Below are 19,013 nucleotides of genomic sequence, written 5' to 3'. Positions count from 1 at the left end.
CGGAGAGGACGCTGGCGTTCCAGCTGAACGTCGACGCCGGCGCGGCGGCAGGCTGCGCCGGATGCAGTTGAGCGGTTATCGCCCAGAGCTGCTCCAGCTCGCCATAGGCCGCCCGATGCCGGGGGTCTGCGGCCAGCCATGCAGCCAGCGCGGCACGCTCGGCCTGGGTCGGTGAGCCGCCCTGGCTCAGGGCGAACCAGCAACTCGCCTGATGGCTGATGGCATCGTCGGGCGGCAGCTTGTCTGTGGGTGGAGGCTCAGCACGCATCAGGGTGGTATTCGGCTTGGGCGGGTGGCGGATTGTAGTCCAGCGAGGGCGTGCGCGTCTGAGGCGCGTTGGCGCGCAAGCCTGGCGCGGCGCTCATTCGGCCATGCCGATCTTGAGCAGGTCGAGCGCCCGCACCATGCGGCTGTAGGCGGTCTTCGACGGGATGCCCAGGCGTTGGCCGATCTCAGCGTAGGTCAGCCCTTCGACGCGTACCAGCAGGAACACTTCGCGGCACGGGGCGGGCATGCTTTCGATGACCTGGTTCAGGGTGGCCAGTCGTTGGTGGGCGATGGCGGCCTGTTCAAGGGTGGGCGTCGATGCCTCAAGGCTGTCAGCCGCTTGATCGTCCAGGGGCGTGCCCTTGCGGTGCACCTGACGGCGGATGTGGTCGATGAACAGGTTGCGGGCGCTGGAGAACAGGTAGGCGCGGAAGTTGGCGATGGGGGTCCGCTTCATCTGCTCGGACAGGCGAATGAAGGTGTCCTGGGTGAGGTCGGCGGCGGTCTCCTTGCAACGCAGGCGCCGATCCAGGTACTCCTGAATTTCGCCGCGATGGGCAAGGTACAACGCCTTGAGATCAGAGCCGGACATGAACGCAACCTTGGGGGCAGGGAAGCAGGCGCGGGAAAATATCACAAAGGAGAATCATTTGCGCTTGCGCCACCCGGCGCGCGTCGACCGTTCATCCATCTGCATGACGCTCGATTCACTCTGCGACCCACACCCTCAACGATGAGCCGGACCGCCGCGCCTGCCGGCCCTCAACGCCGGTTGCCCAGCAGCTCGCCGAGGACCTGATTGGGAATGCGGAACGGCACCGAGGTGTGATCCTCCCCTGTTTCGATCATGAACCCGTTGCGCATTCCCAAATCCGACAACGTCTGCAATCGCGTAGACAAGCTGCGGGCATCGCGGATCATCTGTACCGAATCCCGTTCTGCCATCACGATGCTGAGGCTGGTCTGGGTCAGATCCAGTCGCTCGCTGCGCGCACGCTCGGTGAAGACGCGCTCGGGCGCCAGCAGGTGCTGATCACGCCACCACAGGCTCGGGCTCACGGCCACCACCTGCTGAAACAATGTTGGCCGCGTGAACAGTGCGTAGATGCCCCACATGCCGCCGAACGAGTGACCGATCAGGCTGCGCTGCGCCTGGTCGACCTTGAAGTGCTTGGAAACCTTGGGCATGAGGCGCGTTTCGATGAAGGTCAGCAGCAGGTCACGGCCACCCTGCGGCGGTGTGTTGCGCTCGGGCGGTGCGGGAGGCGTCAGGTCGAAGGCACGTCGCGTGAAGTCCAGCGGGGTATCGCTGGGGTAGCCGATGGCGACCAGAATCGAACTTCGAAACCGCGCTTGAGCGCGTTTGGCCGCGTGGAAGCTGGGAAAGTAGGCGTTGCCGTCGAGCAGGTAGATCACCGGGTAGCCGTCATTGGGCGGCGCATCGCCCTCGGGCAGGCTGATCATGATGCGGTACTCGCGGCCTTCAGCGCTCTGCATCGACCATTGTTCGGTGCCGTCCAGGGTCACGGGTGCTGCACCGCTCAGCGTTGCAGCGAAAAGGAGGCATGCGCCCAAGAGTCCAGCGAGTGTGCGAAGCATAGGTTCCAGGCCTGATCCCATCGTGATCGGATGACTACACGCTCCCCCGTGACCGGGCTCTCGCTGGGGCCGTGAGGGAGAATCGGTCGCGTTATGTCTAGACGGATGAGGGCGGGCTATTTCTGAAGCGCTGCCAGTAATCGCAACAGGGTTGAACCAAACAGAAGCTGCAGAAGTGTTCTGTCAGGTATCGCCAGACCTGCAATGAGAGTCCTGCACGCACGCCACCTTGAACGCTTTCTGAGCTACGAACCAGGGAACGATCGGATCAATGTGGTCGCTGCCCGCATGAGCGCAAGGCATGAGTAGGTCATAGACATCGGCCTATGCTGTGCCACATCGGCTGACTTGTCACGGCCCGATGTGTACCATACACACAAAAAACACAACGGAGAGCGCATGCGGAGTCGAGAGGTGATCGAACTGATGGAAGCCGACGGGTGGAAGTTAACCGGCATCAGAGGCAGCCATCACTACTTCAAACACCCATCGAAACCCGGAAAGGTGGTCGTGCCCCATCCGAAAGTCCAGCTTCCAATAGGCACATTGAACAGCATTCTCAAGGCGGCTGGGCTCAAATGACGTCGATCAGAAAAATCGCAGCGCAGCTCACCCGCAGGGTGGTACACCCTTTCTCTATCAGGAGAACCCAATGAAATTTCCAGTGGTGATCCACAAGGACCCCGACTCTGATTACGGCGTGATCGTCCCAGACGCCCCAGGCTGCTTTAGCGGTGGAGACACCGTTGAAGAGGCCTTGGACAATGTGCTTGAAGCCTTGGCGCTTTACTGTGAGGGGTCCGTTGCTGATGGGGAGCCCCTGCCTCAAAGCCAGCCAATCGACGCTCACCTCGGCAATCCAGACTTCGCTGGAGGCGTCTGGGCCGTCGTCGAGTTCGACATTACGCCGTATCTCGGCAAATCCGTTCGCTTCAACGCCACGCTGCCTGAATACCTGCTGCAACGAATCGATAACTACGTCGCCAGTCATCCTGAACAAAGAAGCCGATCTGGCTTCCTCGCGGCAGCAGCTCTCCGTGTTCTGTCAGAAGACAAGACAGCGCGCTAGCGCAAAACTCGAGGGGCCCTATGGCCTAACCCCAGTCAGTTATAGTGCAGCGACCGCTTGCGCTCCATCGCGGCTGAAGCCGCTCAAACAAAATCTGTGGGAGCGGCTTCAGCCGCGATGGGCTGCGATGCAGCCCCACTGTCTGCAACGCGCATCAACTGACAGGCATTGGCCATATGGGCTCGCTCTTGAATCGGATGATTGCTTCATCCTAAACCCGCAGCCTCACAACTCCAAAAACGCATCATGCTCCTGATAATGATCCAACGCCCTGACACACTCCGCATACCCCGCCTCAGGCTTCTGCATCATCACCACTGAAATCACATCCGCGAACTGTTGTCCTGAATACACATAACCCAGCCCTTCTGCCTGCACCGCGTCAGGGTTGACGACGCGATCTCCGACTACATCGGGATAATCAGCGACCATATAAGGCTGTTGCAGGTCCATGCCTTCTCTATCCTGCCCATACAGGCAGAAATCATCCCCGGTGTTGCCTTGCAGTCTGACATCGTCAATGATCTCAGCCAGTGAGTAGTACTGGTTGTTGCGTAACATACAGCCCTCCGTCAAACCGAATGACGCTTGTCGATCCGCTCCAATGAAATGATCAGAAGCTATCCGCAGCCCCCAGCCTCAGCTGGACGTCGCTCCCCTTGAAAATCGCCGTAATCGCTTGCCTGAGTATTTTCTGATGCTCAGCCAAAGCCCGCGCCTCGCCCACTAATTCTGCTGCAACGACTGAAGTACCAAAGTGCTCGACCACCGCTTCACGAAGGCCGATCTCAAACCTGTTTCCATCAAACGTCACACTCGAAATGGCCTGCGCCATTTCATAGGCAGCATCCTGGGTCTGTAATCCTATTCCTTCATCAACCGCAGCGTTCGTATCTTCGTCCAGCCGCGCAATGATGATGAAATGCTCGGGCTCCATCGCATCATCAGCAAGCGCCAGAATGAGCACTTCATCTTCTTCGTAGTGCTTTACCGTTGAAGCCAGAAACACACTTGAACCCTCCAGCTGTTGCAACGCCTGTGCAATCTCAAGTCATCGATAACAAGAGCGCCAAACTCTACGCGAATTCTCGATGGCGAGCGCTTCATCCGAACGCCCATTAAGTCACCGCCTCCACCGTTTGCCGCAACCGCTCCAGCGCCCCCTCCATCGTCACCATCCCCACCCCTCCCCCCGTCTGCATCGCCGAGTACACCTGCGCCAACCGCCCTTCCCGGATCAGATTGCGCACGGCGGGTGTGCCGATCAGCACTTCGCGCGCGGCCACACGACCGCCGCCTGAACGCTTGACCAGCACTTGGGCAATCACCACACGCAGCGAGTCGGCCAGCATCGCCCGCACCAGCGCTTTTTCCTCGGCCGCGAACACTTCCACCAACCGCTCGATGCTGCTCACCGCCGAGCGGGTGTGCACGGTGGCCAGTACCAGATGGCCGGTTTCGGCGGCGCGCAGGGCCAGGCGGATCGAGTCGAGGTCGCGCAGTTCACCGAGCATGATCACGTCGGGGTCCTGGCGCAGGGCGCTGCGCAGGGCCTGGGTGAAGCTTGCGCTGTGGCGGCTGATTTCCCGTTGATTGATCAGGCTGCGCTGGGGGGTGTGGATGATCTCGATGGGGTCTTCGAGGGTGATGATGTGCAGGGGGCGGTCGCGGTTGAGCTGGTCGATCAGCGCGGCGAGGGTGCTGGATTTGCCGCTGCCGGTGGGGCCGCCGATGATCACCAGGCCGTCCTGCAGGGTGGCGATGGCGGCATACACGGCGTGCAGGTCGAGCTGATCGAGGCTGGGAATACCGCTGGGGATGAGCCGCAGGCTGGCTGCGGGGCCGTGGGCCTGGCGGAACAGGTTCAGGCGTGCGCGGCGGCGGTCGGGCAGATCGAGTGCGAGGTCGAGCTCTTCGCCGTCGGTCCACTGCCGCTGCTGCTCGTCGTTAAGCCAGGGCGCCAGGGCGCTGAGCAGATCGGTAGCGAGCAACGGCGCCAGGTCGAGGCGTTGCAGCTCGCCATCGACGCGCAGCACGGGCGGCTCGCCGCTGGCCAGGTGCAGGTCCGAGGCGCCCGCGCGGGCGGCTTCGGCCAGGAGTGCAGTCACGTCCATGAGACTCCCCAAGGGCAATAGAGCAGGTAGAATGCGGCGACCCTCGAGCCGCCGGCGTTGAACCATGTCCACCCTAGCAGACAACCTCAATACCCTCGCTGCCCGTATCCAGCGCGCCGCCGAGGCCGCCGGGCGAGCCCCTGCCAGCGTGAAACTGCTGGCGGTGAGCAAGACCAAACCCGCCAGCGCGGTGCGTGAGCTGTACGCTGCCGGGGCCCGCGATGTCGGGGAAAACTACCTGCAGGAAGCGCTGGGCAAACAGGCCGAATTGGCCGACCTGCCCTTGACCTGGCACTTCATCGGCCCCATTCAGTCGAACAAGACCCGCGCCATTGCGGAAAACTTCGACTGGGTGCACTCGGTGGACCGTCTGAAAATTGCCCAACGCCTATCAGAACAGCGCCCTACCGACTGTGAGCCGTTGAACATCTGCTTGCAGGTGAACGTCAGCGGTGAGGCCAGCAAGTCGGGTTGCAGCCCGGATGAGCTGCCGGCCCTGGTCGCCGCCGTGCAGGCGCTGCCCAACGTGCGCTTGCGTGGGTTGATGGCGATTCCCGAGCCCACCGAAGACCGCACCGAGCAGGAGCAGGCGTTCGCGCGTTTGCGCCTGTTGCTGGAGCAGGTCGACCCGCGCCTCGACACCTTGTCGATGGGCATGAGCCACGACCTCGAAGCCGCCATTGCCCAGGGAGCGACCTGGGTGCGCATCGGCACCGCCCTGTTCGGCGCCCGTGATTACGGGGCCGTCTGAATCCATGTTTCAATCACCCTTTCCCGCAAGGACCTGACATGAGCAAGACACGTATCGCCTTCATCGGCGCCGGCAACATGGCCGCGAGCCTCATCGGCGGTCTGCGCGCCCAGGGCATGGACGCCGCGCAGATTCGCGCCAGCGACCCGGGTGCCGACACCCGTACGCGACTCCAGGCCGAACACGGCATCGAGGTCTTCGAAGACAACGCCCAGGCGGTGGCCGATGCCGATGTCATCGTGCTGGCGGTCAAGCCGCAGGTGATGAAGGCCGTGTGCCAGTCCCTGGCGCCGTCCCTTGGCCAGCATCAGTTGGTGGTTTCCATCGCTGCCGGCATCACCTGTGCCAGCCTGCAGGCCTGGCTGGGCGAGGTACCCGTGGTGCGCTGCATGCCCAACACACCGTCGCTGCTGCGCAAGGGTGCCAGCGGACTGTACGCCACCGAGCAGGTCTCGGCCGAGCAACACGAACAGGCAGAAACCCTGCTGTCTGCCGTCGGCACCGTGCTGTGGCTGGCGCAGGAACAGCAGATCGACGCGGTGACGGCGGTATCGGGCAGTGGCCCGGCGTACTTCTTCCTGCTGATCGAAGCCATGACCGCTGCCGGTGAAAAGCTTGGCCTGCCGCGCGAAACCGCCTCGCAACTGACCCTGCAAACTGCCCTTGGCGCCGCGCACATGGCTGCTGCCAGCGAGCACGATGCCGCTGAACTGCGCCGCCGCGTGACGTCGCCCGGTGGCACCACCGAGGCGGCAATCAACTCATTCCAGAACAATGGTTTCCAGTCGCTGGTCGATCAGGCCCTGGAGGCTGCTGCGCAGCGCTCCGCGGAACTGGCCGAGCAACTGGGCAAATAAGGAGCTGTCGATGAATGCACTGTCCGGCGCCGCGATTTTCGTGGTGCAAACCCTGGTCAGCCTGTACCTGGTGATCGTCCTGCTGCGCTTCGTGCTGCAGCTGGTGAAGGCCAACTTCTACAACCCGTTGAGCCAGTTCGCGGTGCGTGCCACCCAGCCGCTGCTCAAGCCGATCCGCCGCATCATCCCGAGCATCGGCGGCCTGGACACGTCCTCGCTGCTGCTGGCGGTGCTGCTGCAGGGGCTGTTGATGGCCTTCGTGCTGATGGTTACCTACGGCACCTTCGGTGACGTCCTGCACCTGCTGCTGTGGGCGTTGCTGGGCGTGGCCTCGCTGTTCCTGAAGATCTTCTGGGTGGCGATGATCGTCATGGTGATCGTCTCGTGGGTCGCCCCTGGCACCCGTAATCCGGCCGCAGAACTGGCCTATCAGATCGCCGAACCGGTGCTGGCGCCGTTCCGCCGCCTGGTGCCGAACATCGGCGGCATGGACATCTCGCCGATCTTCGCCTTCCTGGCGATTCAGGTGATCCAGTCGTTCGTGCTGCCTCCGCTGGCCGCACAGATCGGCATGCCGCCCGAACTGTTTCGCATGATCTGACCCGCCACTGCCCCCGGTGGCTTGCCGCTGGGGGTAGCGCTCTTTAGACTTACGCCTCATTCACGCGTGAGCAGGGTCGATGTCCATTGTCTTTCCCGAAGATTCCGTCGGTCTGGTAACCCCACAGGTTGCCCGATTCGATGAGCCGCTGCCGCTGGCCTGTGGCCGCTCCCTGGCCACGTACGAACTGACCTACGAAACCTACGGCACCCTCAATGCCACCGCGAGCAATGCGGTGCTGATCTGCCATGCCCTGTCTGGCCATCATCACGCCGCGGGCTTTCACAGCGACAGCGACCGCAAGCCGGGCTGGTGGGACAGCTGCATCGGCCCAGGCAAGCCGATCGACACTCGCCGTTTCTTCGTGGTCAGCCTGAACAACCTGGGCGGCTGCAACGGCAGCACCGGCCCCAGCAGCCTCAACCCCATCACCGGCAAGCCCTACGGTGCCGACTTCCCGGTGCTCACGGTGCAAGACTGGGTACACAGCCAGGCGCGCCTGGCTGACCGTCTGGGCATCGGCCAGTGGGCCGCAGTCGTCGGCGGCAGCCTGGGCGGCATGCAGGCGCTGCAATGGGCCATCACCTACCCCGAGCGTATTCGCCATTGCGTGGACATCGCCTCGGCGCCCAAGCTCTCGGCGCAGAACATCGCCTTCAACGAAGTCGCCCGCCAGGCGATTCTCACCGACCCGGAATTCCACGGTGGCTCGTTCCAGGACCAGGGCGTGATCCCCAAGCGCGGCCTGATGCTGGCGCGCATGGTCGGCCATATCACCTACCTGTCGGATGATTCGATGGGCGAGAAATTCGGCCGCGAGCTCAAGAGCGACAAGCTCAACTACGACTTCCACAGCGTCGAGTTCCAGGTCGAGAGCTACCTGCGCTATCAGGGCGAAGAGTTCTCCGGCCGCTTCGATGCCAACACCTACCTGCTGATGACCAAGGCGCTGGACTACTTCGACCCGGCCGCGGCCCATGGCGGCGACCTGGCCGCCACCCTGGCCGGGGTCAAGGCCGAGTTCTGCATCATGTCGTTCACCACCGACTGGCGCTTCTCGCCGTCGCGTTCACGCGAGATGGTCGATGCGCTGATGGCCGCGCGCAAGAATGTCTGCTACCTGGAAATCGACTCGCCCTATGGCCACGATGCCTTCCTCATCCCCACGCCGCGCTACATGCAGGGGTTTGCCAACTACATGAATCGCATCGTCATCTGAGGACCGCATGAGAGCCGACCTGGAAATCATCCACGACTGGATCCCCGCCGGCAGCCGAGTGCTCGACCTCGGTTGCGGCAGCGGTGAACTGCTGGCCTCGCTACGCGACCGCAAGCAGGTGCATGGCTACGGCCTGGAAATCGACGCGGACAACATCGCCGCCTGCGTGGCCAAGGGCGTCAACGTCATCGAGCAGGACCTCGACAAGGGCCTGGGCAACTTCGCCAGCAACAGCTTCGACGTGGTGGTCATGACGCAGGCCTTACAGGCCGTGGAATACCCCGACCGCATCCTCGAAGAAATGCTGCGCGTGGGCCGCGAATGCATCATCACCTTCCCCAACTTCGGCCACTGGCGCTGCCGCTGGTACCTGGCGACCAAGGGCCGCATGCCGGTCTCGGACTTCATGCCCTACACCTGGTACAACACGCCGAACATCCACTTCTGCACCTTTGCCGACTTCGAGCAGCTGTGCCGCGAGCGCGATGCGCAGGTGCTCGACCGTCTGGCGGTCGACCGGCTGCACCGCAACGGATTGGGGGGTAGGATCTGGCCTAATCTTCTTGGGGAAATTGGTATCTACCGTGTCAGCAGTCCCGGCCTGGATGCCCACCGGGTCGCCGTCTGACCTTCGACGCGGGCCGCCTCCCCGGCCGCCCCGCGTTACCTGCCTATTGGAGTAACTGGCCCATGCGCCGTCTCGCCGTATTGCTGATCAGCCTGTGCCTGGCCTTGCCGGTGCTGGCTGCCGATGCCGCCCGCCCCGAACGCAAGCAAGCCTTCGGCGACGTGACGGTGTACTACAACGCGTTTTCTTCCAGCATGCTGCAGGCGCAGGTCGCCAGCGAGGCGGGCCTGGTGCGCAGCAAGAACCTGGGCGTGCTCACGGTTGCCGTGCTCAAGGCCGACAAGCCGGGCATGGCGGTGGTCAGCGGCACCGTCAAGGACCTCACCGGGCGCAGCAGCCCGCTGTCGTTCCGCCAGACCAGCAGCCAGGGCGCGGTGTCGTACGTGGCGCAGTTCAAGGTGGATCAGGCCCAGGTGATGGTTTTTGACCTCACCCTCGAGACCGGCGGCGTCAGCCATACCCTCAGCTTCAACCAGGAAGTGTTCCCAGGCGAATGATGAATTTCCAGCAGCTCGTATTGGCCAGCCACAACGCCGGCAAACTCAAAGAACTCCAGGCCATGCTCGGCGAATCGGTGCAACTGCGCTCGATTGGCGAGTTCAGCCAGGTCGAACCCGAAGAAACCGGTTTGTCGTTCGTCGAGAACGCCATTCTCAAGGCGCGCAATGCGGCGCGCATTTCCGGCCTGCCGGCGCTGGCCGACGACTCCGGGCTGGCGGTGGATTTCCTCGGCGGTGCGCCGGGCATCTATTCGGCGCGCTACGCCGATGGCCAAGGCGATGCGGCGAACAACGCCAAGCTGCTCGATGCCTTGAAGGACGTACCGGCCGAGCAGCGTGGCGCGCAGTTCGTCTGCGTGCTGGCGCTGGTGCGGCACGCCGATGACCCGCTGCCGATCCTCTGTGAAGGGCTGTGGCACGGGCGCATCCTGACCGCGGCGAGCGGTGAGCACGGTTTTGGCTACGACCCGCTGTTCTGGGTGCCCGAGCGCGATTGCTCCAGCGCCGAGCTGGCGCCGCTGGAAAAGAACCAGCTCAGCCATCGCGCCCGCGCCATGGTCCTGCTGCGTCAGCGTCTGGGCCTGGCATGACCGACACGCCGTCCCTCCAGTTGCTCCATCCGCGAGCGACTGGCCTCGCACTGCCCGAGCTGCCCCCGCTGGCGCTGTACATCCATATCCCGTGGTGCGTGCGCAAATGTCCGTACTGCGACTTCAACTCGCACCAGGCCGGGCCGGAGCTGCCGGAAGCGGCGTACATCGATGCGTTGTTGGCCGATCTCGACCAGGAACTGCCTGCCGTTCAAGGCCGGCTAATCAGCTCGATCTTTTTCGGCGGCGGGACGCCGAGCCTGTTCAGCGCCGCTGAGCTGGGCCGCTTGCTCAGGGGCGTCGAGCAGCGCATTGCCTTTGCGCCCGACATCGAAATCACCCTGGAAGCCAACCCCGGGACGTTCGAGCAGGACAAGTTCAAGGCCTATCGCCAGCAGGGCATCAATCGGCTGTCGATTGGCGTGCAGAGCTTTCAACCGGCCAAGCTGGAGCGGCTGGGGCGTATCCACAATGGTGATGAAGCCATCCGCGCCGCCGCCATGGCGCGCGCGGCAGGTTTTGACAACTTCAACATGGACCTCATGCACGGCCTGCCCGAGCAGTCGCTGGATGATGCGCTGGGCGACCTGCGCCAGGCCATGGACCTGGGCCCGACGCACCTGTCGTGGTACCAGCTGACCGTCGAGCCCAACACGGTGTTCTGGAACCAGCCGCCGGCGCTGCCCGAAGACGACATCCTCTGGGATATCCAGGAGGCCGGCCAGGCGCTGCTGGCCGCTCACGGTTTCGCCCAGTACGAGGTGTCGGCCTATGCGCAGCCCGGACGGGCCGCGCGGCACAACCTCAATTACTGGCGCTTTGGTGACTTCATCGGTATCGGCGCGGGGGCGCATGGCAAGCTGTCGCTGGCGGACGGGCGGATCGTGCGCACCTGGAAGACCCGGTTGCCGAAGGACTACCTCAACCCTGAAAAGCCCTACAAGGCTGGGGAGAAAGTACTCCCGGTCGATGAGCTGCCGTTCGAGTTCCTGATCAACGCCTTGCGCCTGACCGAGGGCGTGGAGGCCGACCTGTTCACGCGCCGCACGGGCCAGCCCCTGGCACAGCTGGCTGCCGCCCGCCGCCTGGCCGAACAAAAGGGCCTTTTGCAGGTCGAACCGGATCGTCTGGCCGCCACTGCACGCGGCCAATTGTTCCTCAATGACCTGCTGCAGTACTTCCTGACCTGAGGATGATTCATGGACGTGGTACTTGACCTGCTTGCCACCGCTTCACGCTGGAGCCGCAGCCACCTTTCGGAGATTTCCCTGGCGTTCGTCGGCTGCCTGCTGGTGCTGTTTGGCACCGACATCAAGGCGTGGGCCGAGCAGCGCATGGGCAGCCTCAGCGGCGCCCTGCGCGTGCCCGCCATGGCGCTGCTGGTGATGATCGGCAGCGGCGCGGCGCTGATCTACGCCACGCCCTGGGTGCTGAAGGGGCTGAGCCAGTTCAACAATTACGCGCTGGCGCCGGTGTTGCTGGTGGTGATCGCGCTGGTCGGCATCGTGGCGGATCGGCGCGGTTGAGGTGGTTGGTTGACGCTCCGGTATGTTTGTGGGGCTGCGAAGCGCTCCTTGCACAACTACCGCGCAGTATTTTTAGCACGCGGCTGCGGACATGGGCCGGCTTGGCCGGCCATCGCGGCTAAAGCCGCTCCCACAATGGAAGCAGGTGCCACAATGGAAGCAGGCGAAACTGCAGTTGCTGTAGATGCAGGTATAGCCGCAGCCGAACTTGTGGGAGCGGCTTCAGCCGCGATGGGCCGCGAAGCGGCCCCAGATCAGCTACCTCGCAATAACATCAGGCCAGCTTCTCGAACTTCAAGTCCCACACCCCATGCCCCAGGCGCTCGCCACGGCGCTCGAACTTGGTGATCGGACGTTCTTCCGGGCGCGGCACGTACGTGGCGTCTGCCGCAAGATTACGGTAGCCGGGCGCGGCGTTCATCACTTCGAGCATGTACTCGGCATACGGCTGCCAGTCAGTGGCCATGTGGAACACGCCACCGGGCTTGAGCTTGCTGCGCACCAGCTCGGCGAACTCCAGCTGGACGATGCGACGCTTGTGATGGCGCGCCTTGTGCCAGGGGTCGGGGAAGAACAGCATCAGGCGGTCGAGGCTGTTGTCGGCCACGCAGCGGTTGAGCACTTCGATGGCATCACAGTCGTACACCCGCAGGTTTTTCAGGCCGTCGGTCAGCACGCCGTTGAGCAACGCGCCGACGCCGGGCCGGTGCACTTCGACGCCGATGAAGTCCTGCTCGGGCGCGGCAGTGGCCATCTCCAGCAGCGAATGGCCCATGCCGAAACCGATTTCCAGCGTGCGCGGGGCGCTGCGACCAAACACCTGGTCATAGTCCACCGGCGCATCGGCCAACGGCAGGATGAATTGCGGGCCGCCGACGTCCAGGCCGCGTTGCTGGCCTTCGGTCATGCGCCCGGCGCGCATCACGAAACTCTTGATGCGGCGGTGCGGGCGTTGATCGCCCTCGGCGGGGATCGGCGTTTCTTGCGAGTCAGTCATCAGAGGCTCTTACTTGATCAGACCATCCAGCGGCGACGAGGCGCTGGCATAGAGTTTCTTCGGCATGCGGCCGGCGAGGTAGGCCAGGCGACCGGCGACGATGGCGTGTTTCATGGCTTCGGCCATCATCACCGGCTGCTGGGCGTGGGCGATGGCCGAGTTCATCAGCACCGCCTCACAGCCCATTTCCATGGCAATGGTGGCGTCAGAAGCAGTACCGACACCGGCATCGACCAGCACCGGCACTTTGGATTCTTCGAGGATGATCTGCAGGTTGTAGGGGTTGCAGATACCCAGGCCCGTACCGATCAGACCGGCCAGCGGCATGACGGCGATGCAGCCGGCTTCGGCCAACTGGCGGGCGATGATCGGGTCATCGCTGGTGTAGACCATCACGTCGAAACCATCCTTGACCAGCACGTCGGCGGCCTTGAGGGTTTCGATCACGTTGGGGAACAGGGTTTTCTGGTCGGCCAGCACTTCCAGCTTGACCAGGTTGTGGCCATCGAGCAGCTCGCGGGCCAGACGGCACGTGCGCACGGCTTCGACCGCGTCATAGCAGCCCGCGGTGTTCGGCAGGATGGTGTAACGGTCCGGTGGCAACACGTCGAGCAGGTTCGGCTCGCCGGGGTTCTGGCCCAGGTTGGTGCGGCGCACGGCCACGGTGACGATTTCAGCGCCCGAGGCTTCGATGGCCTGGCGGGTTTCGTCCATGTCACGGTATTTGCCGGTGCCGACCAGCAGGCGCGATTGGAACGTACGGCCGGCCAGGGTGAAGGGCTTGTCAGTGCGAACGTTGCTCATCGGGACTCCTTGAAGAAAGGGTACTGGGCTTGCGAAGGGAACGCTGGCGTACGGCCTAGCCGCCGCCAATGGCGTGGACCACTTCGACCTGGTCGCCTTCGTTCAGTAGCGTGCTGTCGTGCTGGCTGCGCGGCACGATGTCCTGGTTCAATTCCACCGCGACGCGGCGCCCGGCCATGTCGAGACGGGTCAACAAGGCCGCAACGTTTTCGCCGGCTGGCAGTTCGTAAGGTTCACCGTTCAGTTGAATACGCATGCGCACGGCCACCGTTGTGCTTTTGGGGGCCAGCATTCTAGCCCCTGACGGGCTTCATACCCAAGTCTGACGGCCAGCATTCGGCTCAATGGCGACCCATCGGTCAGCCCAGGCGCCAGGCCGCCAGGCCCAGGCACAACCAGCCGGCGAGGAAGCACAGGCCGCCGATGGGGGTAATGATGCCGAGCTTGCTGATGCCACTCAGGGTCAAGGCGTAGAGCGAACCCGAGAACAGCACGATGCCCAGCGCAAACAGCCCACCGGCCCAGCCCACCAGGCGCCCGGGCAGATGCACCGAGAGTACCGCCAGCGCCAGGATGGCCAGCGCGTGCACCAGTTGGTAGGTGACGCCGGTGTGGAAGATGGCCAGGTAATCCGCGCTCAGGCGGTTCTTCAGACCATGCGCGGCGAAGGCGCCGAGGGCGACGCCCGTGAAGCCGAAGACAGCGGCGAGCATGAGGAAGCTGCGAAGCATGGGACGACTCCTGGAAGTGGGTCTGTATAATGGCCGCTTCCCTCGGTCCGGCCAAGCCATCGTCATGCTGTCATCGCTCATCCGCCGCCTTACGCGGGCTCTGTTGTGGTTTGTCGCCGGCAGCATCGTGCTGGTCGTGATCTTTCGTTGGGTGCCGCCGCCCGGTACCGCGCTGATGGTCGAGCGCAAGGTGCAGTCGTGGTTCAGTGGCGAGCCGATCGACCTGCAGCGCGAATGGCAACCCTGGGAGAAGATCGCCGACGATCTGAAGATCGCCGTCATTGCCGGCGAAGATCAGAAGTTCGCCAGCCACTGGGGCTTTGACGTGCCGGCCATCCAGGCTGCGTTCGCCAATAACGAACGCGGTGGCAAGTTGCGCGGTGCCAGCACCCTGACCCAGCAAGTGGCCAAGAACCTGTTCCTCTGGTCGGGGCGCAGCTGGTTTCGCAAAGGCCTGGAGGCCTGGTTCACCGGGCTGATGGAGCTGCTGTGGTCGAAGGAACGCATCCTCGAGGTGTACCTGAACAGCGCTGAATGGGGCCCGGGCGTGTTTGGCGCACAAGCGGCGGCGCAGTATCACTTCGGGGTGGATGCCAGCCGCCTGAGCCGTCAGCAGGCCTCGCAGCTGGCGGCGGTACTGCCCAGTCCGATCAAGTGGAATGCCGGGCGGCCCAGTGCCTATGTGGCGGGTCGCGCCAGCTGGATCAGCCGGCAGATCAGCCAGCTGGGCGGCCAGAGCTACTTGATGCAGTTGGAAGCGGGTCAGCGCTTCTGACGACTGCTGCGGGCCTGTCGAGCCGGTGTACACCTCGTCAGCTGCCAAACGGGCGTTCACGCGCACGCCGTTGTGAGCGCTGACCGAGCGCGATGAGCCGTGCCATTCGGACATGAAAAAGCCGCTGCCTGTGAGGGCAGCGGCTTTTTTGCAGCGGCGTAGGTATCTGGAGCAGCGTGATCAGGCCGCGATCAAGGCCTTGACCTTGTTCATCGCGTTCTTCTCCAACTGGCGGATACGCTCAGCAGAGACGCTGTACTTGTCGGCCAGCTCGTGCAGCGTGGCTTTTTCCTCGGCCAGCCAACGCTGGTAGAGGATGTCGCGGCTGCGATCGTCAAGGCCACTGAGCGCCTGGTGCAGGTTGGTGGAAGCGTTGTCGCTCCAGTCTGCATCTTCCAGCTGACTGGCCGGATCGTAGCGATGGTCTTCGAGGTAATGCGCAGGCGACTGGAAGGCGCTGTCGTCGTCCGCCTCGGCGGCCGGATCGAAGGCCATGTCGTGGCCACTCAGACGGCTTTCCATTTCACGCACTTCACGGGGCTCGACGCCCAGGCTTTCCGCCACGCGATGCACTTCGTCGTTGTTCAGCCAGGCCAGACGCTTCTTCTGGCTGCGCAGATTGAAGAACAGCTTGCGCTGCGCCTTGGTCGTGGCGACTTTCACGATGCGCCAGTTGCGCAGGATGAACTCGTGAATCTCAGCCTTAATCCAGTGCACGGCGAACGACACCAGGCGCACGCCCATTTCCGGGTTGAAGCGTTTGACGGCCTTCATCAGGCCGACGTTGCCTTCCTGGACCAGGTCAGCCTGGGCCAGACCATAACCGGCATAGCTGCGCGCAATGTGCACAACGAAACGCAGGTGGGCCATCACCATCTGGCGAGCGGCCTCGACATCCTGCTGATAATAGAGACGCTCGCCCAGATCACGCTCCTGCTCGACCGTCAGCAACGGGATGCTGTTGACCGTATGCACGTAGGCTTCCAGGTTTGCACCCGGAACCAGGGCATAGGCAGGTTGCAACGATGTGGTCATTCAAGAACCTCCAACTTTAAGACGTGTGCCTTGTGAGCACTGCCAACATTGACCCACAAACCTGTACCCAAGTTCCAGGATGAAGAAATCGCCATGTTGGCCACTGACACTAGCGCGGCGCCAGCTCGTTCAAATGGCGAGCTACCGCGATCCACGCACCGATATACCCCAACAGTACAGCACCGATCAAGAGTGAAAGTCCATCCGACCCTGGTACGCCTGCGAGGGCGAAATCACTGCCGTACAGGCCTGAAAGGCCCACCACCGCCTCGTTCAGCCAGTTCAGGCCGAAGGCCAGAATGCCCCAGGCCAGCACCCCGGCACCCAGGCCGTAGAGCGCGCCCATATAGAGGAATGGCCGTCGTACATAGCTGTCGGTGCCGCCTACCAGCTTGATCACTTCGATCTCGGTACGGCGGTTCTCGATATGTAGACGAATAGTGTTACCAATTACTAACAGCAAGGCAGAAATCAGCATCACGGCCATGCCGAACACGAAGCGGTCGCCCAGCTTGAGAATCGCGGCCAGGCGCTCGACCCACAGCAGATCGAGCTGTGCCACGTCGACCCGTGGCAGCTCGGCCAGGCGCTGACGCAAAGCTTCCAGCGCCGGTTTATCGACCTCGGTCGGCGTCACCACCACCACGCCGGGCAATGGATTTTCCGGCAGCTCACGAATCGCCTCGCCCAGTCCGGACTGGTGCTTGAACTCCTCCAGTGCCTGATCGCGGCTGATGTATTGCGCCTGCTCGACCCCGGGCATGCCCTTGATCTCATCGCGCAGAGCTTCGCCGTCAGTGCTGCTGGCGTCCATTTTCAGGTACAGGGAAATCTGCGCCGCGCGCTGCCACGAGCCGCCGAGCACCTCGACGTTCTTCAGCAACAGCGACAAGCCCATCGGCATGCTCAAGGCGACCGCCATCACCAGGCAGGTGAAGAAGCTGCCGATGGGCTGCTTGCCCAGGCGACGCAGGCTGTCGGCCAGGCTCGCGCGATGGCTTTCGGCCCAGGCACGCAGCAGGCTGCGCAGGTCCGGGCCGTCATCGTCGTGGTTGCCGCCCTTCTTTTTGGGTTGTTCGGCGCCCTTGGGCGCGACGCGTTCGGCGACTTTGCGTGTCGGTGTAGTGCTCATTGGCCGGCCTCCCCGTCACCGATCAATCGGCCGCGCTGCAAGGTCAGCATGCGGTGGCGCATGCGCGCGATCAGCGCCAGGTCGTGGCTGGCGATCAACACGGTGGTGCCCAGGCGATTGATGTCTTCGAACACGCCCATGATCTCGGCGGCCAGACGCGGATCGAGGTTGCCGGTAGGCTCATCGGCCAGCAACAGGGCTGGCTGGTGGACGATGGCGCGAGCGATGCCAACGCGCTGCTGCTGCCCGGTGGAGAGGTCTGCCGGGAACAGCTCGCCTTTATCGGAGAGCGAAACACGCTCCAGCGCCGAATCCACGCGCTTGGCGATCTCGAGCTTGGACAGCCCGAGAATCTGCAGAGGCAAGGCAATGTTGTTGAATACCGTGCGATCGAACAGCAACTGATGGTTCTGGAACACCACGCCGATCTGCCGACGCAGGAACGGGATCTGTGCGTTGCTGATCTGCCCCAGGTCCTGCCCAGCCAGCAGCAGCTTGCCGTTGGTGGGCCGCTCCATGGCGAGCAGCAGGCGCAGCAAGGTGCTCTTGCCGGCGCCAGAGTGGCCGGTGACGAACAGGAATTCGCCCCGGCGCGCCCGGAAACTCAACTCATGCAGGCCAATGTGGCCGTTGGGGTAGCGCTTGGCGACCTGCTCGAATTTGATCATGGGGTATCCCGCTCGGCGAACAGCGCCTTGACGAAGGGTTCGGCCTCGAAGCTGCGCAGGTCATCGATGCCCTCGCCGACGCCGATGAAGCGGATCGGCAGGTTGAACTGCTTGGCCAGGGCGAAGATCACGCCCCCCTTGGCAGTGCCGTCGAGCTTGGTCAGGGCCAGACCGGTCAGCTCCACGCTCTGGTGGAAGTACTTGGCCTGGCTGATGGCGTTCTGGCCCGTACCGGCATCCAGCACCAGCAGCACTTCGTGCGGCGCGTCGGCATCGAGCTTGCCGATCACCCGGCGAACCTTTTTCAGCTCTTCCATCAGGTTGTCTTTGGTGTGCAGGCGCCCGGCAGTGTCGGCGATCAGCACATCGGCGCCACGGGCCTTGGCGGCTTGCACGGCGTCGAAGATGACCGAGGCGGAGTCGGCACCGGTGTGCTGAGCGATCACCGGAATATTGTTGCGCTCGCCCCACACTTGCAGTTGCTCGACCGCTGCGGCGCGGAAGGTGTCGCCGGCGGCCAGCATGACCTTCTTGCCTTCGAGCTGCAGCTTCTTGGCCATCTTGCCGATGGTGGTGGTCTTGCCGGCGCCGTTCACGCCCACCACGAGGATCACATAGGGCTTGTTCTGCGACAGCACCTTCAAGGGCTGTTCGACAGGGCGCAGCATGGCCGCCAGCTCTTCCTGCAGCGACTTGTACAGCGCGTCGGCGTCGGTGAGCTGCTTGCGGGCGACCTTCTGGGTGAGGTTGCGCACGATCACCGAGGTGGCCTCGACGCCGACGTCGGCGGTCAACAGGCGGGTCTCGATCTCTTCGAGCAGGTCATCGTCGATGACCTTCTTGCCCAGGAACAGGCTGGCCATGCCTTCGCCGATGCTGGCGCTGGTTTTGCTCAGGCCCTGTTTGAGGCGGGCGAAGAAGCCCGGCTTGGACGGCTCCGCAGCGGCAGGCGCGGACGCCGCCTGATCGACGACTGCCGGCGTAGCAGGCAAGGGCTGGACGGATGGCTCGACGGTGGCCACAGGCGCAACAGCGGCGGGAATGGGCGCAGGGGCAGGCGTTGGCTCAGGTGCGGGGGTTGCAACCGGGGCGGGCGTTGGCTCAGGTGCCGGTGTTGGAACCGGAGCGGGCGTCGGCGCTGGTGCCGGCG

The 19,013-nt window shown here is 63.6% G+C and carries 26 protein-coding genes; 12 read left to right on the top strand and 14 right to left on the bottom strand.

All coding sequences use genetic code 11. The features are described 5' to 3' along the window. The 3 genes from RT028_RS15475 to RT028_RS15465 form a co-directional block, all read right to left on the bottom strand. Positions 1–268, bottom strand: a 268-nt coding sequence (locus RT028_RS15475; protein ID WP_312935997.1) for a DUF4880 domain-containing protein, incomplete at its 3' end; no start/stop codon positions are given. A 93-nt stretch (positions 269–361) separates the two neighbouring features. After that, positions 362–859 (bottom strand): RNA polymerase sigma factor, encoded by a 498-nt coding sequence (locus RT028_RS15470; RefSeq protein ID WP_312935996.1) that lies wholly within the window; start codon positions 857–859, stop codon positions 362–364. 170 nt (positions 860–1,029) lie between these two features. Beyond that, the gene (locus RT028_RS15465; RefSeq protein WP_312935995.1) at positions 1,030–1,794 is read right to left on the bottom strand and encodes an alpha/beta hydrolase-fold protein; all 765 of its coding nucleotides are present in this window, start codon (positions 1,792–1,794) and stop codon (positions 1,030–1,032) included. A 486-nt stretch (positions 1,795–2,280) separates the two neighbouring features. Here RT028_RS15465 and RT028_RS15460 point away from each other — a divergent pair, with 486 nt between their 5' ends. Together RT028_RS15460 and RT028_RS15455 are read left to right on the top strand one after the other, a co-directional pair. Continuing rightward, entirely contained in the window at positions 2,281–2,448 is a 168-nt protein-coding gene (locus RT028_RS15460) for a type II toxin-antitoxin system HicA family toxin (RefSeq protein WP_312935994.1), read from the top strand. Between the two features lie 70 nt (positions 2,449–2,518). Further along, complete coding sequence (locus RT028_RS15455) at positions 2,519–2,935, top strand: type II toxin-antitoxin system HicB family antitoxin (RefSeq protein ID WP_312935993.1); 417 nt, start codon at positions 2,519–2,521, stop codon at positions 2,933–2,935. A 225-nt stretch (positions 2,936–3,160) separates the two neighbouring features. On the opposite strand, the gene RT028_RS15450 is transcribed toward RT028_RS15455, so the two are convergent. From RT028_RS15450 to RT028_RS15440, 3 genes are all read right to left on the bottom strand, one after another. Next, positions 3,161–3,496 (bottom strand): hypothetical protein, encoded by a 336-nt coding sequence (locus tag RT028_RS15450; protein ID WP_312935992.1) that lies wholly within the window; start codon positions 3,494–3,496, stop codon positions 3,161–3,163. Between the two features lie 52 nt (positions 3,497–3,548). Further along, positions 3,549–3,944, bottom strand: a complete 396-nt coding sequence (locus tag RT028_RS15445) for a hypothetical protein (RefSeq protein WP_312935991.1) — start codon at positions 3,942–3,944, stop codon at positions 3,549–3,551. A gap of 109 nt (positions 3,945–4,053) precedes the next feature. Continuing rightward, positions 4,054–5,049, bottom strand: a complete 996-nt coding sequence (locus RT028_RS15440) for a PilT/PilU family type 4a pilus ATPase (RefSeq protein WP_312935990.1) — start codon at positions 5,047–5,049, stop codon at positions 4,054–4,056. 64 nt (positions 5,050–5,113) lie between these two features. On the opposite strand from RT028_RS15440, the gene RT028_RS15435 reads away from it, so the two are divergent. The 9 genes from RT028_RS15435 to RT028_RS15395 all read left to right on the top strand — a co-directional run bounded on the left by RT028_RS15435 (position 5,114) and on the right by RT028_RS15395 (position 11,721). Next, positions 5,114–5,800: a YggS family pyridoxal phosphate-dependent enzyme gene (locus RT028_RS15435; protein WP_312935989.1), complete on the top strand. Its 687-nt coding sequence runs from the start codon at positions 5,114–5,116 to the stop codon at positions 5,798–5,800. 38 nt (positions 5,801–5,838) lie between these two features. Beyond that, positions 5,839–6,657 (top strand): pyrroline-5-carboxylate reductase, encoded by an 819-nt coding sequence (proC, locus tag RT028_RS15430; protein ID WP_312935988.1) that lies wholly within the window; start codon positions 5,839–5,841, stop codon positions 6,655–6,657. Positions 6,658–6,667: 10 nt separating this feature from the next. Then, the gene (locus tag RT028_RS15425) at positions 6,668–7,258 is read left to right on the top strand and encodes a YggT family protein (protein WP_312935987.1); all 591 of its coding nucleotides are present in this window, start codon (positions 6,668–6,670) and stop codon (positions 7,256–7,258) included. Positions 7,259–7,337: 79 nt separating this feature from the next. Continuing rightward, complete coding sequence (locus RT028_RS15420; RefSeq protein WP_312935986.1) at positions 7,338–8,477, top strand: homoserine O-acetyltransferase; 1,140 nt, start codon at positions 7,338–7,340, stop codon at positions 8,475–8,477. A gap of 7 nt (positions 8,478–8,484) precedes the next feature. Beyond that, complete coding sequence (gene metW / locus RT028_RS15415) at positions 8,485–9,105, top strand: methionine biosynthesis protein MetW (protein WP_312935985.1); 621 nt, start codon at positions 8,485–8,487, stop codon at positions 9,103–9,105. A gap of 62 nt (positions 9,106–9,167) precedes the next feature. After that, positions 9,168–9,602, top strand: coding sequence for a DUF4426 domain-containing protein (locus RT028_RS15410; protein ID WP_312935984.1), 435 nt, complete (start codon positions 9,168–9,170; stop codon positions 9,600–9,602). Then, positions 9,599–10,195, top strand: a complete 597-nt coding sequence (gene rdgB, locus RT028_RS15405) for an RdgB/HAM1 family non-canonical purine NTP pyrophosphatase (RefSeq protein ID WP_312935983.1) — start codon at positions 9,599–9,601, stop codon at positions 10,193–10,195. Before RT028_RS15410 ends, rdgB begins: the two co-directional genes overlap by 4 nt. After that, positions 10,192–11,385, top strand: coding sequence for a radical SAM family heme chaperone HemW (gene hemW, locus RT028_RS15400; protein WP_312935982.1), 1,194 nt, complete (start codon positions 10,192–10,194; stop codon positions 11,383–11,385). The genes rdgB and hemW overlap by 4 nt, the downstream gene beginning before the upstream one ends. A gap of 9 nt (positions 11,386–11,394) precedes the next feature. Then, positions 11,395–11,721, top strand: a complete 327-nt coding sequence (locus RT028_RS15395; RefSeq protein WP_312935981.1) for a DUF3392 domain-containing protein — start codon at positions 11,395–11,397, stop codon at positions 11,719–11,721. Positions 11,722–11,995: 274 nt separating this feature from the next. On the opposite strand, the gene trmB is transcribed toward RT028_RS15395, so the two are convergent. From trmB to RT028_RS15375, 4 genes are all read right to left on the bottom strand, one after another. Next, entirely contained in the window at positions 11,996–12,718 is a 723-nt protein-coding gene (trmB, locus tag RT028_RS15390) for a tRNA (guanosine(46)-N7)-methyltransferase TrmB (RefSeq protein WP_312935980.1), read from the bottom strand. A 9-nt stretch (positions 12,719–12,727) separates the two neighbouring features. Further along, positions 12,728–13,522 (bottom strand): thiazole synthase, encoded by a 795-nt coding sequence (locus RT028_RS15385; protein WP_312935979.1) that lies wholly within the window; start codon positions 13,520–13,522, stop codon positions 12,728–12,730. A gap of 55 nt (positions 13,523–13,577) precedes the next feature. Next, on the bottom strand, positions 13,578–13,778 hold the full coding sequence (gene thiS / locus RT028_RS15380; protein ID WP_312935978.1) for a sulfur carrier protein ThiS: 201 nt from the start codon (positions 13,776–13,778) through the stop codon (positions 13,578–13,580). Positions 13,779–13,881: 103 nt separating this feature from the next. Then, positions 13,882–14,253: a DUF423 domain-containing protein gene (locus tag RT028_RS15375; protein ID WP_312935977.1), complete on the bottom strand. Its 372-nt coding sequence runs from the start codon at positions 14,251–14,253 to the stop codon at positions 13,882–13,884. A 64-nt stretch (positions 14,254–14,317) separates the two neighbouring features. On the opposite strand from RT028_RS15375, the gene mtgA reads away from it, so the two are divergent. Then, positions 14,318–15,028 carry a monofunctional biosynthetic peptidoglycan transglycosylase gene (gene mtgA / locus RT028_RS15370; protein WP_312935998.1) on the top strand — a complete coding sequence of 237 codons (711 nt, stop codon included), beginning with the start codon at positions 14,318–14,320 and terminating at the stop codon, positions 15,026–15,028. Positions 15,029–15,208: 180 nt separating this feature from the next. On the opposite strand, the gene rpoH is transcribed toward mtgA, so the two are convergent. The 4 genes from rpoH to ftsY all read right to left on the bottom strand — a co-directional run. Next, positions 15,209–16,063 (bottom strand): RNA polymerase sigma factor RpoH, encoded by an 855-nt coding sequence (gene rpoH / locus RT028_RS15365; RefSeq protein ID WP_312935976.1) that lies wholly within the window; start codon positions 16,061–16,063, stop codon positions 15,209–15,211. A 109-nt stretch (positions 16,064–16,172) separates the two neighbouring features. Then, positions 16,173–17,195: a permease-like cell division protein FtsX gene (gene ftsX / locus RT028_RS15360; protein ID WP_312935975.1), complete on the bottom strand. Its 1,023-nt coding sequence runs from the start codon at positions 17,193–17,195 to the stop codon at positions 16,173–16,175. Beyond that, entirely contained in the window at positions 17,192–17,863 is a 672-nt protein-coding gene (gene ftsE / locus RT028_RS15355; protein ID WP_312935974.1) for a cell division ATP-binding protein FtsE, read from the bottom strand. The genes ftsX and ftsE overlap by 4 nt, the downstream gene beginning before the upstream one ends. Next, positions 17,860–19,013: signal recognition particle-docking protein FtsY (gene ftsY, locus RT028_RS15350; RefSeq protein WP_312935973.1), on the bottom strand; the 1,154-nt coding region annotated here is incomplete at its 5' end. The genes ftsE and ftsY, both read right to left, overlap by 4 nt.

The sequence above is a fragment of the Pseudomonas sp. genome (assembly GCF_032058845.1).
Classification (GTDB): Bacteria; Pseudomonadota; Gammaproteobacteria; order Pseudomonadales; family Pseudomonadaceae; genus Aquipseudomonas.
The sequence above is the reverse complement of the archived record's forward strand: the minus strand, read 5'-3'. Positions and strand labels throughout refer to the sequence as shown.

What these genes read in the sequence shown, in the direction of transcription:
- RT028_RS15470 (WP_312935996.1), bottom strand. Translation starts at nt 859, where the DNA reads ATGTCCGGCTCTGATCTCAAGGCGTTGTACCTTGCCCATCGCGGCGAA.
- RT028_RS15455 (WP_312935993.1), top strand. Translation starts at nt 2,519, where the DNA reads ATGAAATTTCCAGTGGTGATCCACAAGGACCCCGACTCTGATTACGGC.
- RT028_RS15450 (WP_312935992.1), bottom strand. Translation starts at nt 3,496, where the DNA reads ATGTTACGCAACAACCAGTACTACTCACTGGCTGAGATCATTGACGAT.
- RT028_RS15440 (WP_312935990.1), bottom strand. Translation starts at nt 5,049, where the DNA reads ATGGACGTGACTGCACTCCTGGCCGAAGCCGCCCGCGCGGGCGCCTCG.
- RT028_RS15435 (WP_312935989.1), top strand. Translation starts at nt 5,114, where the DNA reads ATGTCCACCCTAGCAGACAACCTCAATACCCTCGCTGCCCGTATCCAG.
- proC (WP_312935988.1), top strand. Translation starts at nt 5,839, where the DNA reads ATGAGCAAGACACGTATCGCCTTCATCGGCGCCGGCAACATGGCCGCG.
- RT028_RS15425 (WP_312935987.1), top strand. Translation starts at nt 6,668, where the DNA reads ATGAATGCACTGTCCGGCGCCGCGATTTTCGTGGTGCAAACCCTGGTC.
- RT028_RS15420 (WP_312935986.1), top strand. Translation starts at nt 7,338, where the DNA reads ATGTCCATTGTCTTTCCCGAAGATTCCGTCGGTCTGGTAACCCCACAG.
- metW (WP_312935985.1), top strand. Translation starts at nt 8,485, where the DNA reads ATGAGAGCCGACCTGGAAATCATCCACGACTGGATCCCCGCCGGCAGC.
- RT028_RS15410 (WP_312935984.1), top strand. Translation starts at nt 9,168, where the DNA reads ATGCGCCGTCTCGCCGTATTGCTGATCAGCCTGTGCCTGGCCTTGCCG.
- rdgB (WP_312935983.1), top strand. Translation starts at nt 9,599, where the DNA reads ATGATGAATTTCCAGCAGCTCGTATTGGCCAGCCACAACGCCGGCAAA.
- hemW (WP_312935982.1), top strand. Translation starts at nt 10,192, where the DNA reads ATGACCGACACGCCGTCCCTCCAGTTGCTCCATCCGCGAGCGACTGGC.
- RT028_RS15395 (WP_312935981.1), top strand. Translation starts at nt 11,395, where the DNA reads ATGGACGTGGTACTTGACCTGCTTGCCACCGCTTCACGCTGGAGCCGC.
- trmB (WP_312935980.1), bottom strand. Translation starts at nt 12,718, where the DNA reads ATGACTGACTCGCAAGAAACGCCGATCCCCGCCGAGGGCGATCAACGC.
- RT028_RS15385 (WP_312935979.1), bottom strand. Translation starts at nt 13,522, where the DNA reads ATGAGCAACGTTCGCACTGACAAGCCCTTCACCCTGGCCGGCCGTACG.
- thiS (WP_312935978.1), bottom strand. Translation starts at nt 13,778, where the DNA reads ATGCGTATTCAACTGAACGGTGAACCTTACGAACTGCCAGCCGGCGAA.
- RT028_RS15375 (WP_312935977.1), bottom strand. Translation starts at nt 14,253, where the DNA reads ATGCTTCGCAGCTTCCTCATGCTCGCCGCTGTCTTCGGCTTCACGGGC.
- mtgA (WP_312935998.1), top strand. Translation starts at nt 14,318, where the DNA reads ATGCTGTCATCGCTCATCCGCCGCCTTACGCGGGCTCTGTTGTGGTTT.
- rpoH (WP_312935976.1), bottom strand. Translation starts at nt 16,063, where the DNA reads ATGACCACATCGTTGCAACCTGCCTATGCCCTGGTTCCGGGTGCAAAC.
- ftsX (WP_312935975.1), bottom strand. Translation starts at nt 17,195, where the DNA reads ATGAGCACTACACCGACACGCAAAGTCGCCGAACGCGTCGCGCCCAAG.
- ftsE (WP_312935974.1), bottom strand. Translation starts at nt 17,863, where the DNA reads ATGATCAAATTCGAGCAGGTCGCCAAGCGCTACCCCAACGGCCACATT.